Annotated in this window: 18 protein-coding genes; all 18 read right to left on the bottom strand. The window is 40.8% G+C overall.

What is annotated here, in order from left to right; translation table 11 throughout:
* Positions 1–2: 2 nt before the first annotated feature.
* From flhB to fliG, 18 genes are read right to left on the bottom strand one after another with little or no spacing between them, the layout of a single operon-like run.
* Positions 3–1,091, bottom strand: coding sequence for a flagellar biosynthesis protein FlhB (gene flhB / locus NST57_RS08615; protein ID WP_142155047.1), 1,089 nt, complete (start codon positions 1,089–1,091; stop codon positions 3–5).
* Entirely contained in the window at positions 1,088–1,867 is a 780-nt protein-coding gene (fliR, locus tag NST57_RS08610; protein WP_142155046.1) for a flagellar biosynthetic protein FliR, read from the bottom strand. The genes flhB and fliR overlap by 4 nt, the downstream gene beginning before the upstream one ends.
* Positions 1,868–1,873: 6 nt before the next feature.
* The gene (gene fliQ / locus NST57_RS08605) at positions 1,874–2,143 is read right to left on the bottom strand and encodes a flagellar biosynthesis protein FliQ (RefSeq protein ID WP_003211206.1); all 270 of its coding nucleotides are present in this window, start codon (positions 2,141–2,143) and stop codon (positions 1,874–1,876) included.
* A 16-nt stretch (positions 2,144–2,159) separates the two neighbouring features.
* Complete coding sequence (gene fliP, locus NST57_RS08600) at positions 2,160–2,825, bottom strand: flagellar type III secretion system pore protein FliP (RefSeq protein ID WP_142155045.1); 666 nt, start codon at positions 2,823–2,825, stop codon at positions 2,160–2,162.
* On the bottom strand, positions 2,818–3,477 hold the full coding sequence (fliZ, locus tag NST57_RS08595; RefSeq protein ID WP_142155044.1) for a flagella biosynthesis regulatory protein FliZ: 660 nt from the start codon (positions 3,475–3,477) through the stop codon (positions 2,818–2,820). Before fliZ ends, fliP begins: the two co-directional genes overlap by 8 nt.
* Positions 3,478–3,495: 18 nt before the next feature.
* Positions 3,496–3,858, bottom strand: coding sequence for a response regulator (locus tag NST57_RS08590; protein WP_003212360.1), 363 nt, complete (start codon positions 3,856–3,858; stop codon positions 3,496–3,498).
* A 27-nt stretch (positions 3,859–3,885) separates the two neighbouring features.
* Entirely contained in the window at positions 3,886–5,007 is a 1,122-nt protein-coding gene (fliY, locus tag NST57_RS08585; RefSeq protein ID WP_142155043.1) for a flagellar motor switch phosphatase FliY, read from the bottom strand.
* The gene (fliM, locus tag NST57_RS08580; protein ID WP_142155042.1) at positions 4,997–5,995 is read right to left on the bottom strand and encodes a flagellar motor switch protein FliM; all 999 of its coding nucleotides are present in this window, start codon (positions 5,993–5,995) and stop codon (positions 4,997–4,999) included. Before fliM ends, fliY begins: the two co-directional genes overlap by 11 nt.
* A 32-nt stretch (positions 5,996–6,027) precedes the next feature.
* A complete protein-coding gene (gene fliL, locus NST57_RS08575; RefSeq protein ID WP_142155041.1) occupies positions 6,028–6,456 on the bottom strand; it encodes a flagellar basal body-associated protein FliL in 429 nt (142 codons plus the stop codon).
* Positions 6,453–6,668: a flagellar FlbD family protein gene (locus NST57_RS08570; protein WP_008344794.1), complete on the bottom strand. Its 216-nt coding sequence runs from the start codon at positions 6,666–6,668 to the stop codon at positions 6,453–6,455. Before NST57_RS08570 ends, fliL begins: the two co-directional genes overlap by 4 nt.
* A gap of 37 nt (positions 6,669–6,705) precedes the next feature.
* A complete protein-coding gene (gene flgG, locus NST57_RS08565; protein ID WP_142155040.1) occupies positions 6,706–7,497 on the bottom strand; it encodes a flagellar basal body rod protein FlgG in 792 nt (263 codons plus the stop codon).
* A gap of 21 nt (positions 7,498–7,518) precedes the next feature.
* Complete coding sequence (gene flgD / locus NST57_RS08560) at positions 7,519–7,962, bottom strand: flagellar hook assembly protein FlgD (RefSeq protein WP_142155039.1); 444 nt, start codon at positions 7,960–7,962, stop codon at positions 7,519–7,521.
* Entirely contained in the window at positions 7,962–9,284 is a 1,323-nt protein-coding gene (fliK, locus tag NST57_RS08555) for a flagellar hook-length control protein FliK (RefSeq protein ID WP_142155038.1), read from the bottom strand. Before fliK ends, flgD begins: the two co-directional genes overlap by 1 nt.
* Complete coding sequence (locus NST57_RS08550) at positions 9,285–9,968, bottom strand: magnesium transporter MgtE N-terminal domain-containing protein (protein ID WP_142155037.1); 684 nt, start codon at positions 9,966–9,968, stop codon at positions 9,285–9,287.
* A 12-nt stretch (positions 9,969–9,980) separates the two neighbouring features.
* Positions 9,981–10,424: a flagellar export protein FliJ gene (fliJ, locus tag NST57_RS08545; protein ID WP_024720352.1), complete on the bottom strand. Its 444-nt coding sequence runs from the start codon at positions 10,422–10,424 to the stop codon at positions 9,981–9,983.
* A gap of 8 nt (positions 10,425–10,432) precedes the next feature.
* Positions 10,433–11,749, bottom strand: coding sequence for a flagellar protein export ATPase FliI (gene fliI, locus NST57_RS08540; RefSeq protein WP_142155036.1), 1,317 nt, complete (start codon positions 11,747–11,749; stop codon positions 10,433–10,435).
* Positions 11,746–12,510 (bottom strand): flagellar assembly protein FliH, encoded by a 765-nt coding sequence (gene fliH / locus NST57_RS08535; protein ID WP_142155035.1) that lies wholly within the window; start codon positions 12,508–12,510, stop codon positions 11,746–11,748. Before fliH ends, fliI begins: the two co-directional genes overlap by 4 nt.
* A complete protein-coding gene (gene fliG, locus NST57_RS08530; RefSeq protein WP_008344808.1) occupies positions 12,503–13,519 on the bottom strand; it encodes a flagellar motor switch protein FliG in 1,017 nt (338 codons plus the stop codon). The genes fliH and fliG overlap by 8 nt, the downstream gene beginning before the upstream one ends.
* Between the last annotated feature and the right edge of the window lie 8 nt (positions 13,520–13,527).

The following is a 13,527-nucleotide window of genomic DNA, read 5'->3' as shown; positions in this document are numbered from 1 at the left end:
ATTCATAAAATCTTTTGTTTCGTTTTATATACATAGGCCAAAATTTCTGCGATCGCCTTAAAATATTCTTCCGGTACCGCTTGGTCGATATCCACTTGATCGTAGAGGGCACGGGCGAGCGGCCGGTTCTCTACAGTCATGACATCGTGTTCTTTCGCAATTGTTCTAATTTTCAAAGCCAAAATATCCGTTCCCTTTGCCACTACATAGGGCGCGTCCATCTTTTCTTCGTCATATTTCAAGGCAATTGCGTAGTGGGTCGGGTTTGTAATGATGACGTCCGCTTTTGGGACTTCCTGCATCATCCGTCTCATGGCCATTTCCCTTTGCCGCTGTTTGATTTTTGATTTTATGAGCGGGTCACCCTCTGATTTTTTATACTCATCTTTGATGTCTTGTTTAGACATCCGTAAGTTTTTTTCATAATCAAATTTCTGATACATATAATCAAGCCCCGCTAAGACCATGAGAGCACCTGCTGCATATAGACCCATAATCAAGGTCATATTTGCCACAAAATGAAGAGTTTCCTCTGCTGTTAATAAAGGAAGCCTCAGGATATCGTCAAAGTGCATCCAAAGTGCAATAAATGTCGCAAAACCAATTAAACCAATTTTCAAAATGGATTTTAATAGCTCTACGAGGGCTCGAATACTGTATATTCGTTTAAACCCTTTGATTGGATCAAGTTTTTCTAATTTCGGTTTGATTACTTCTGTCGAAAAGAGAAAGCCAACTTGCAAATAGTTACTAATGATCCCTGCCAGCATACCAACACCAAGGATTGGCATGAGGAGGAGTCCTGTTTCCTGAAGTAATTCCACAAATAGTTGATGAATATTAGATGTGCTAACCTTCATTAGCATCGTTGTTGAATAAAAACGTTCAATGAGCGCAATAATACGCTCTTTCATAAAAGGCCCAATAAAAAAGAATGATAAAAAGATTAGTAGAAATGAGATGGCTGTATTGACGTCGGTACTTTTGGCAACCTGCCCTTTTTTACGTGAATCCCGTCTCTTTTTCGGTGTTGCTTTTTCTGTTTTTTCACCTGCGAAAAATTGCAAGTCGAGTCTAAGTCTTGTCGTCATGACGAACCACCGACCAATTCCAAGAAATTCCTCATGGTAAGCACAATCGTTTCAAATGTATTTTGGACGACCCCGAAGATGACACCCATACAAATGATGATCATAATAAAACTCACGCCCATTTTAATGGGAAGTCCAACGACAAATACGTTCATTTGCGGAACTGTACGTGCCACAATTCCTAATGCCAAATCGACTAAAAACAAACTAGCCACAACAGGTGCTGAGATTTGAAAGGCTATGATGAACATTTGGTTGAAACTCTTTGCGATAAAGTAAGCAAAGGATTCACTGCCGAAGTTCAGCGCATACTGATCAACTTGAATATATTGGAAACTGTAATAGATTCCATCAAGCAGCAAATGATGTGCATTTGTTGCCAGCATCAGCAGCAAGGTAACCGTATAAAAAAACTGCCCCATTAGCGGCGTTTGCGCCCCTGTTTGTGGATCAATAATATTAGCGATTGCAAAACCCATTTGAAAATCAATGAACGAACCGGCAATTTGAACAGCGGACACCATGATATATGCAATCAGTCCAAGAAGAAGTCCGACCATTGCTTCTTTCACGGCAAGCATCATGTAAAGACCGTCGATATCGAGTGTTGGCGGTTCTTTAATTGTGCTAAAACTAATGACAGCCAAAAACAGTGAAAAACCAACTCTGTGAACTGCTGGTATCGTTCGATGCGCTAATAGCGGCACTGTCACAAAAAAAGCGGTAATCCGAATGAAAACTAGAAGAAAGGCAGGAAATAATTCTATGATTGACATCTCTGATTAACCTGCAAATCGATCTAAATTCGAGAACAGCTCTGTTGTAAATGACACAATTGTTGAAAGCATCCACGGACCAAACACAACAAGTCCAATGAGCACTGCAACAATTTTTGGAATGAACGCAAGCGTCTGTTCTTGGATTTGGGTTGTCGCCTGAAACACACTGACAATTAGTCCCACGATTAGTGCGAGCGCTAGAAGCGGCCCGCTGACAAGTAATACAACATACACTGATCTTTCAGCCATCGTAATGACAAATTCTGAACTCATGTTTTAAGCACCTACTCTAAAAGCTTTGCAGCAAAGATTTAACAATCAAATACCATCCATCGACTAATACAAATAACAATATTTTGAAAGGGAGCGATATCATAACCGGCGGAAGCATCATCATCCCCATCGACATCAGGACACTTGCGACCACCATGTCAATAATTAAAAATGGAATAAAGATCATGAAACCAATTTGAAATGCCGTCTTTAATTCTGAAATTGCAAAAGCTGGTACCATCGCCGTTAAGGGAATATCTTTAATCGATTCAGGGGTATCCATTTTTGCGTAACTAAGAAATAAAGCCAAATCTTTCTGTCTCGTATGTTTACTCATAAACTCTTTAATTGGCACTTCGGCTTTTTCATAGGCCTGATTTAACGTAATATCATCATTTAAAAGCGGCGTGAGTGCCTCTTTATTAATCTCTGAGAACGTGGGTGCCATAATAAAAAATGTGAGAAACAAAGCAAGTCCTACAAGCACTTGGTTTGGCGGCATTGAGTTGGTTGCAAGTGATGTTCTGACGAACGAAAGTACAATCACAATCCGTGTAAAACAGGTCATTAAAATAAGAATGCCTGGTGCAACTGAAAATACAGTTAACAATAAAAGTAGACGGACAGATGTGCTAATATTCCCTGTGCCACTGGAATTAAATAAATCGATAAACTCATTCATTTTGTTTCGGGCCTTTCTTTCTGACTTCTGATTGGGTCTTTTTCAATTCGGCTAGCTGCGCCTTTAAATTGGCTGAAAAAGAAGAAGTGGTCGGCTGATCGTGTTTCTTCACTTGCGATGTTAATTTTTGCATCATTTTCGGTAAGTCAGTCTTACTTTCCATCGCTTCTTCGTATTGTTTCACAATCGCTTCGCATTCTTGTTCATCATCGATTTCTTTTAGCAGCTGGATTGAGTCTGCTACGCCGACAACTAATACTCGTTTGCCCACTTTAATCAGCTGTACTGAACGATTTTGACCAACCGTCGTACCGCCAATATTTTCAACATAGCGAAATGGCTTGAGTAAGCGGTTTTGCTTGCCTACAAATCTCACCAATCCGTAAATGAGCAGGATGACAAAAAGTAAGGCACCAATCATTTTGACAAAATCCATAATGGAGACAGAAGAAGAGGGAACTTCTTCTGCCGGATTCGTTTGATTGTCAGTGGTTTTCTTTTCTGTATCCTTTTTGCTTTCTTTCTCATCTTTGAGCCATTCATTCACTGTGCCATTTTCAGGATCTTTTGTTTCAGCAAACAGTGAGGCTGGCTGCGCTGTTAAGAAAAGCATAAAACTGATCATTGCTATACATATCAAACGTTTTTTCAACAAGTCTTACACCCTTTTTTAGCCTAACGTTTTATTAATTGCTTCAAGTACACGGTCTGCCTGGAATGGCTTCACGATAAAGTCTTTTGCACCTGCTTGAATGGCATCAATAACCATTGATTGTTGTCCCATCGCTGAGCACATAATGATTTTTGCAGAAGCATCGATTTGTTTAATTTCTTTTAATGCTGTGATCCCGTCCATTTCTGGCATTGTGATATCCATTGTGACTAGATCAGGAGATGTTTCTTTAAATTTTTCAACAGCTTGTGCGCCGTTTTCTGCTTCTCCTACTACATCAAATCCGTTTTTTACAAGAATATCCTTAATCATCATTCTCATGAATGCTGCATCATCTACGATTAATACCTTAGTAGCCATTTACTTATTCTCTCCCTATATGTTTGTTTATTTTAAATTAGAAAGTCTTTCAGACTGACTTAAAATGTCAGTCACACGTACACCAAAGTTCTCATCAATGACAACAACTTCTCCTTTGGCGACGATTCGTTTGTTGACCAGAATGTCGACTGGCTCACCTGCAAGTTTGTCCAGTTCGATGATACTTCCAGCGGAAAGTTCAAGTACTTCTTTCACACTGCGCTGCGTTCTTCCAAGCTCCACTGTAATGGAAAGTGGAATATCCATCAGCATATCAAGATTACCGAGCTGACTTGTTGTATGCTGAGGCTCACTGAATGCCTCAAATTCAACTGGCGCCACATTGACAGGTTCTGCCGGCTTTGGCTTCGCCTGTCTTTTCGGTGGTGCCGATTGCTGCATAGGAGCAGATTGTGCTTGCGGAGCAGCCTGCTGTGGTTCAGGCGCACTCTGAGGTGCTTCTTGAACCGGCTCTTCTTCCGCTGGGTCTGTTAATTCTGCAATCAAATCTTTCGCAAACGTAATAGGGTAAAGCTGCATAATATTTGAATCTATGAGTTCACCTATTGTTAATCTAAAGGACACTTTGACAAGCATTTCTTCAGCTGGAATGCGGTCTGTGCCTTCTCCTTCTTTCACATCAAGCAGCTCAACGCGAGGCGGGGAAATATCAATCTTTTTATTAAAGACTGTTGACATGGACGTCGCTGCAGAACCCATCATTTGGTTCATCGCTTCTTGTACTGCACTTAAGTGAATTTCACTTAACGACGGGTCAGCATTTGTTCCATCTCCGCCCATCATTAAATCCGCAATGACTGCCGCATCGGTTTGCTGGATAACAAGCAGGTTGCTTGCACTAAAGCCTTCCGTATAATTCACTTCAATCGCGACATACGGATGAGGAAATTCCTCATTCAGCTTGCTTTTTTGAATCACTGTGACAGTTGGAGTTGTAATCTCCACTTTTTGACTTAATAGGGTTGAAAGTGCTGTTGCAGAGCTTCCAAATGATATATTTCCGATTTCTCCAATGGCATCTTGTTCCATTGCAGAAAGGAGTGTCTCAGGCTCTATATCGTCATTACTGCCTCCTTTAAGGAGCGCATCGATTTCATCTTGTGATAATTTACTTCCGTTATTCTCCATCTTCTTCACCTCTTATGTCGTGATCTAGAATTTGAATCGCCTGTTTCCGATTCACGCGGCCGGCCTGTCCCAAGAATTTCGGTTTATTTCCGACCATAACAGTAAGAGGCGCATTTACTGGTTTGTCCAAGGCAATACAATCACCAATTTCCAAATTCAAAAACTCTTCCACCGTCATCTCCGATTGTCCAAGCTCTGCGACTACCGGTATTTTCGCCGTCATAATCCGTTTTTCAATGGCCTTCGTTTCTTCTTGTTTCGGTTCATTTCGTTCAGATTGCATCCAGTAATGTACAGACAGCTTCGGAATAATAGGCTCTAATACTACGTGAGGAATACAGAGGTTAATAACCCCGCTTACCTCACCAATTTGTGTATTAAGAGAAATGACGACAACTGTTTCGTTTGGTGACACCATTTGAACAAACTGGGGATTTACCTCGAAATCTGCCATTTCTGGCTCGATGTCGGTTATGGACTGCCACGCTTCTCTGTAGTTTTCCAAAGCTCCCTCAAACATGTTTGAGATAATCTTTGTTTCGATTTCTGTCAGTGATTCTGTCTTATTATGACTAATGCCAATCCCGCCCATCAGCCTATCCATCATGGCATAGCCAATCGTTGGGTTCACTTCAAGCATGATTCTTCCTTCAAGCGGGCTGACGTAAAATAAGTTTAATAATGTCATATTAGGAATCGAACGAATAAATTCTTCATATGGCACTTGGTCAACCGAGCTGACAGAAATTTGAATATATGATCTTAGCTGCGCTGAAAAGTGTGTGGTAAGCAGTCTAGCGAAGTTATCATGAATTCTTGTTAAACTTCGAATCTGGTCTTTTGAAAAGCGCAGTGCACGTTTAAAGTCATACACTTTCACTTTTTTCGTCGTTTGTTCTTTTTTCAGCTCTTCTGCATCCATTTCGCCTGTTGATATGGCGGATAATAATGCATCGATCTCATTCTGGGAAAGCACTTCTCCTGACATTTCTTCACCTCCATCGTGTCAATTAATCGCCTCTATTGCAGACTAAAGGAGGTTATATAAACTTCTTTCACCTTGCCATCTTGCAAATAGTTATTCACTTTGTTTTTGACCTGTGTTTTAAAATGGTCTCTGCCTTTTTTGCCATCAAGTTCATCTGCATTCGTATCTGATAAAATGTCGATCACGGCATCTTTCACTTGGAAGCTTCTTTTTTCAAGCTCGTCTTTGGCTTTTTCTGAATCTGTTTCAATATTTAGCACAAGTTTAACCGCATTTCCTTCAGATTTTAAATTGGTCACAATCTCAGGAATTTCAACAGAAGCTTTTACGACTTCATCTGCTGTTGGTTCTTTTTCTGCTTTTGCTTCTTCTGACCCATTTAGCAGAAAGAAAATGCCTGCTCCAATTCCGACGATAGCAATAATCATGATAAGCATTACTACGACTAATTTCTTCTTCATTCAAACTCCTCTATTCCTTGATTCAATGAAATGACTTGGATTTTTCTATAGAAAGAAATGATTTTCTCCTGAAGCTGCTCTTCATCTTCTTTCACAACGAATTTCTTTCCATTGGCGAGTGTAATGGTCGTGTCTGGAAAGCTTTCGATTTGCTCGATATGGAGAGCGTTGAGCATAAATCCTTTGCCATTTAATCTTGTCACTTCAATCATATTAAGCAGAGAAGCGATAAACCGCTCCCCCTACCTCCTATCGTTTCAGATTCACAAGTTCTTGCAGAATTTCATCAGATGTTGTGATCGTCTTTGCATTCGATTGGAATCCACGCTGTGCGATAATCATTTCGGTAAACTCTTCTGTTAAATCAACGTTTGACATTTCAAGTTTACCTGTTTGGATGACACCCGTTCCTTCTTCACCAGGAACGATAGGATTACTTGGTGCACCTGAACTTAACGTTTGGCGGTAAAGGTTGTCACCAACTTTGTCTAATCCTCCTGCATTACGGAAAGATACGAGCGATACTTGTCCAACTGTTCTCGATACATTGTTTTCAACTACCGAAATCGTTCCATCAGGACCAACACTTACACTTGAAACGCCTTCTGGAATCGTTATTTTTTGTCCATCCATTCCAAGCAGATAGTTCCCATCAGGAGTAATTAAGCTACCCTCTGAGTCAGGTTTGAAATTCCCGGTTCGTGTATAAAGAATTTCTCCTTGACTTTGAATACGAAAGAACCCATCACCATTGATATAGAAATCATAAGGTTGATCTGTATTTTGAGAAGAACCTGATGTCATGATTTTATCAATAGAAGATAAAGCTGATCCTAAACCAACTTGTTTTGAGTTGATTGAACCAGAGTTATTCGTCGGTCCACCAGAACTTGCAATGGTTTGACTGACCATATCTTTAAAAGTGATACGGCTTTTTTTGTATCCGTGTGTATTGACGTTGGCCACGTTATTGGCTACAACATCTAATTTTGTTTGGAAGTTTTTCATTCCGCTAATTCCTGAGTAAAGTGAGCGTAACATTTATTTTCCTCCTCGATTTGCTTACGATTTTTCTCCAACAGTTGTAACGTCCCAAGGGCTGATTTTCGTCCCATCTTCTAGATATAAGAAGTATTCGTTATTTATGTTTTTCACAGATTTCACAGTGCCAGATATGTCTTGATCATCTTGTTTGCCCGCTACTTCTTTACCAATCCAGCCTACATATGTCGTAAACGGATCTTGGTGTGCAACAAATGTAGACATGATCTGATTCATTTGAGTGATAGATTCGTTCATATTCATTTGCTGTTCTAAAGAAGAAAATGTTGCAAGCTGTGTGACAAACTCACGGTCATCAATCGGGTTTGTCGGATCTTGGTTTTGAAGCTGCGTAAGCAAGATTTTCAAGAACTGATCTCGCCCAAGCGTGTCTGTTTTTTTTGCTGCGCTTGAAGAAGTGTCTGTCGTTGCAGTTGTTCTATTCGTCGCATCAACAGTTGCCATTAAATCTCCTCCTCATCTTCATCTGATCCAACAAGAGCATCCAGTACATCTTGGAATTCAGCTTCCTGTTCATCAGGCTGCTGAAAACTTTGTCCTTTTGATGGCTGCTGCTTGCCTTCTTCATTAAATTGTCCAAAAGACGGCTGCTCATTTGACTGAAGCGGTATATGGAAACGGTCAACTTGAACCGACATGTTCGGTAACGCCTGCTTGAGCTGCGGCAGATGATGCTCGAGCAGCTCTTTTGCTGCTTGTGTTGAAGCTGTAATTTTACTCGCATACATCCCGTTTTGTTTCGTTAGCTGGATGGTAATAAAACCGAGATTTTCTGGATTTAATCGAACGGTAAACCGTCCGCTTGAATTGCCAAATGGTGTGAACTTCATTTGTTTCCACGTATTTAAAATCTGCTGATCAACCGTGCCTGGCTTTTCGTCAGTTGTTTGCGTCTGCTGCACAGGAGCTGCTGATTGCAGTTGGAAAAACTGTTTATGCCCTGGAAGCAGCGTATGGGTGATTGTTTTTTCAGAAGCAGGTGCCGCAGTGCCTTGACCCTTGATGACTTCTTTTTTCATGAGCCATTCAAGTGAGGCAGCACCTTTTGCTGGAGATGAGAAGGAAGATTCTTGCCTTGGAGCAACCATTTCTTTTAACTCTCCTAAGGAAATTTTCCACTCTTTATCTGACCCTTTCGCATTCGCCATCATATGATCGATTAATTGATTAAAGTGTTTCAGCTCGCTTTGCGACATATTATTCAGCTTAGGTGCCGATCCTTGCGAGAAGAACTGCTCTTTTACTTGTTGAATGAGCTTTTCATCTGCTCCGTTTTTCGTTAGAAACTTGATGAAATCTTCACCTTTTGCTTGAATATCCTGTACAAGTTTTGCATCGAAGCTCACTGGCTGCTGATTCAGCAGTTGATATAAGAAAAAGTGGACTTGTATGAGCTGTTCACTATGTTCAGCAACTGGCTTCTCATCCTGATCGCCATAGATAACCGATTCCATCTTTTGAAATAGCTCTTCAAGTGACTTTAAGTCAGCCCCCTCAAGCTTTTGACCTTGCAGCGCCTGAAGTGCCGCAAGAAGATCTCCATCTATTCCTTCATCAGGTGATTGCATCCATTTTTCAATGATTTGCATCGCATCATTCATGGATAGAGTGGTTCCCGCTGGCTGAGAAATAGCTGGACCACTTTGAATACCTGCGCCATTTAACAATTGTTTAAATAGGCCGCGAGCAGATACTGCACCCTCTCCCTTTAGTCCAGAGAGACCTTGGGAAGATTGCTGTAAGGCTCCAATATCCAATAGCTTCACTTATTGTCCACCCCCATCTTCACTTTTTTCTTTTTTGGCAAGCTCCTTCGTGAACGTTGCTGCCTTCTGAGGTGTCAGTTTTGCTAATATGTCCGTCAGCTTATTTTTACTCAGCTCTTCAAGGATCTTCAAAGCTTCTTTATCACTTAGCTCTGATAGAATTTTGGCAGATTTCCCTGCATCCATGCTTTCATAAATGCTGGCGACCTTTCCTTTTGATTGCTGATTAGAAGATGCTGACGTATCAGATGACGATCCTGATGCGTTACCACTTGATGATGTACTGTTTGATGAACTGTCACTTGCTGACGTATCCTCATTTTCAGATGTTTTTTCAAGTGAATTGATTTTTTGATTCAATCGTTTAATCTCTTCATCACTTGTCTTCAAGTCTTTTTGAGCAATTTCGAGTTCATTCTCTTGTTCTTTAATCGTCTTTTTCAACGCTTTCAACTCTGTATCACGTTGATCGTTATTTGAAGATGACGTTTTTGAGGTGTCATCTGATCCAACCAAGCTGCTAATTCCTGGAATGTTTTGGAGCGGTTTTTTTAGATCATAACCCGCCATATAAAGGATTGTGCCCACCACGATCACAAGCACAACCAATGGGATAATAACAATAAACAAGATCCATTGAAATTTACCGCCGCTTGATTCCTTTGTTTTTTCCTTCTTAGGCATTCATCTCGACTCCTAATGTCCTTGAAACATGAATTGGCTGATAGAGATATCATCCATTTCTTTCATTTCAATTGCCTTATGTTCAAGGGAGAACTTTTCAAATTGCTTTTCTTTCATTTTTTCAAACTTTTTAAACTCAATATTTTTTTCAGTTAAATCAGATTGTTTTTCATTCATTTGATGGCGTTTCATGATCACAAGCTGCTGATAATGATGAATGGTGTTATCTAAGTTCGTCACAAATTGCTGATAATGACGCATTTCTTGAACACTCATCCCACTTCTCAGCTTTTCTTCTTTGCTCTTTTCCATTAGCTCTTTTTTACTCATATTTTCATAGAGTTTTTCAGCGGCTTGCTCAAATGCCGAAACGGATTGTTGATACGCTGCGAGTGATTTGTCTTTTTCACTTTCTTTCAATTCTAAGAGCTTTTGAAATTTGTATTGATATCTCACTGTTTTTGTCAATCCTCTCTATTCATCAAACTGAGCAATATCCTCACGCTGTCTTCAATCGATACAGCCTCTTCAACGTCCTGCTTCAAAAATGAAATCAGTTGTGGGTAAGCTTGCATGGCCTCATCAATATCTTTAGAGGAGCCTTTTTTATATGCTCCAATGTTAATGAGGTCTTCAGCGTTTTGATATGTGGATAAAAGCTGGCGGAACCGGTTAGCCGCTTCCTTGTGATCATGACTTGCGATATTACTCATGACACGACTGATACTTTTCAGAATATTGACAGCTGGAAACTGTCCTTTGTTGGCCAATGCACGATCAAGTACTATGTGGCCATCTAAAATCCCCCGCACTGTATCAGCGATCGGCTCATTCATATCGTCACCATCAACAAGCACTGTGTAAAACGCTGTGATGGAACCAAGTTGATTTGTACCAGTTCGTTCAAGCAATTTTGGCAGTATAGCGAACACTGAAGGCGTATATCCTTTTGTTGTTGGCGGTTCGCCGGTTGCAAGTCCTATTTCTCGCTGTGCCATGGCGATCCTTGTGACAGAATCCATCATAAACATGACATTTTTGCCTCTGTCTCTGAAATATTCGGCAATGGCTGTTGCCGTATAGGCTGCTTTTAATCTTGTCAGTGCGGGCTGATCTGAAGTTGCGACAACAACAATCGAACGCTTCAGTCCTTCAGCTCCTAAATCTTTTTCGATAAATTCGCGAACTTCACGTCCACGCTCTCCAACAAGTGCAATGACATTGAGATCCGCTTCTGTCTGCTTGGCTATCATCCCCATTAAGGTACTTTTACCAACACCGCTTCCCGCGAATATTCCGATTCTTTGACCAGTGCCGACTGTGAGCAAGCTGTCGATCACTCTGACACCAACGCCCATTTTTTCACGAATAGGCGGTCTGTCCATTGGGTTTGGAGGAGATTGATCTGTTGAGACAGGTGCAAGTCCTTTAGGAAGCATGCTGCCGTCCAGTGGATCACCGAAAGCATCAACAACCTGCCCGATTAAACCAGTTCCTACTTTGACCTTTAACGACTCACCTGTTGCTTCAACAAGACTGCCTGGTGAGATGTTAGAGGCTTCTACATAGGGCATGAGCAGAATGTTTTCATCTTTAAAACCAACGACTTCTGCTTTGATCGGATGATTCTTACTCCCTTTTTTGTGAATAAGACATACATCACCGATTGAGCTTTCTGGCCCCTTGGACTCGATCATCAGTCCAACAACTCGATTGACTTTACCAAAACGTTTATAAGGATCGGCGGTTTCAATCGTTTCTTTTAGCACATCTATGTTCATTTGTGATCACCTGAATCAATGACTTCTAATAACTTTTCCTTTAACTGATTCATTTGGGTATCAACACTCGCTTCCACTTTTCCAAAGCTTGTTTCGACGTAACAAGTACCTTTTGGTGCTTTTTCATCCGAGTAAATGGCAAGATGTGTATTTTTTTGAAGGATTCTATTTAATTCGTCTTTATATTCCATCACATGTTCGTAATGTGCAGGGTCGACATAGATGGAAATATCGTCATATTCTTTCACTTCTGAAATGACCTGCTTCACTAGCGTTAAAAATTGTTCTTTTGTGTCCTCAGCTGCATTCCATACTCGTTTAGCGAGCTCAAAGGCAAGTTCGACAATTTCTTCAGCAGAGCTTTCAATTTTTGCTTCATAGTCCTGCTTTGCAAGGCTGACAATGTCATTCGCTTGATGAAGAATCGATTGATACTGTAAATTCGCATCTGCTTCGCCCTTTTGAAAACCATCTTGATAACCTGTTTGTTTCGCTTCTTCAATGAGCTGTACTCTTTCTGCTTCAAAATCAGATCGCCGCTGATTGATTTCAGCCATTGTTTGTTCCAGCTCACGATTTGCTTGTTCTAAAATACGGCTTGCTTCATCTTGTGCATCACTTAATACAAGCTGAGATGCTTCTGTTTCGTTGACAAGCTCTTCTTCGTGGCGTTCTCTTTTGAATTCCACTTGCTGCAAGGGAATGGTTTGACGGCCTTGTTCAGGAATAACAGATGTTTCATGTTTGATAATCCTAGACAATGATATCGTCTCCTCCACCTCGAGCTATGACGATTTCTCCAGCCTCTTCAAGTCGTCTTACGATGCTGACAATACGAGTCTGTGCTTCCTCGACATCTCTAAGCCGGACAGGTCCCATAAACTCCATTTCTTCTTTGAACGTTTCGACCATACGCTGCGACATGTTGCGGAAGACAATTTCTTTGACTTCTTCGCTTGCCACTTTGAGTGCAAGTAGTAAATCGTCATTTTCAACATCTCGAATCACGCGCTGAATGGCTCTGCTATCAAGAGTGACAATGTCTTCAAAGACAAACATACGTTTCTTAATTTCATCAGCAAGCTCAGGATCTTGTATTTCCAGTGTATCTAAAATGGTTTTCTCCGTTGCACGGTCTACACCATTCAGTACTTCGACTACCGCTTCGACTCCGCCCGTTTGGGTATAATCTTGCGTAAAGGTTGAAGAAAGCTTTTGTTCAAGAATACGTTCCACCTCATTGATGATCTCTGGAGATGTGCGGTCCATTAAAGCAATTCTTCTTGCAACCTCAGTTTGCACTTCCTCGCCTAACTCAGATAAAATCTGTCCAGCCTGTACTGGATCTAGGTAGGATAGAATGAGCGCAATGGTTTGTGGATGCTCGTGCTGGATAAAGTTTAAAATTTGCTCTGGGTCAGCCTTTCTAGCAAAATCAAATGGTTTCACTTGAAGTGAGGATGTTAAGCGATTTAAGATGCTGTCCGCTTTGTCCTCACCAAGCGCTTTTTCAAGCACTTGTCTTGCGTACATAAGGCCGCCTTGTGATATGTAGTCCTGCGCGATGGCAATGCTGTGAAATTCTTCGATGATCTCATCTTTTTTAGCAGTATCTACACTTCTTACATTTGAAATTTCTAATGTTAATTTTTCTATTTCGTCTTCAGACAGATGTTTGTATACAGATGCTGACACGTCTAGCCCTAAGGAAATCATTAGGATTGCTGCTTTTTGTCTGCCTGTTAGTCGATTTGGATCTTTTCTCGACATGTGTATTC

Source organism: Bacillus sp. FSL M8-0077 (assembly GCF_038050255.1).
GTDB classification, from domain to species: Bacteria; Bacillota; Bacilli; order Bacillales; family Bacillaceae; genus Bacillus; species Bacillus altitudinis.
The sequence above is the reverse complement of the archived record's forward strand: the minus strand, read 5'-3'. Positions and strand labels throughout refer to the sequence as shown.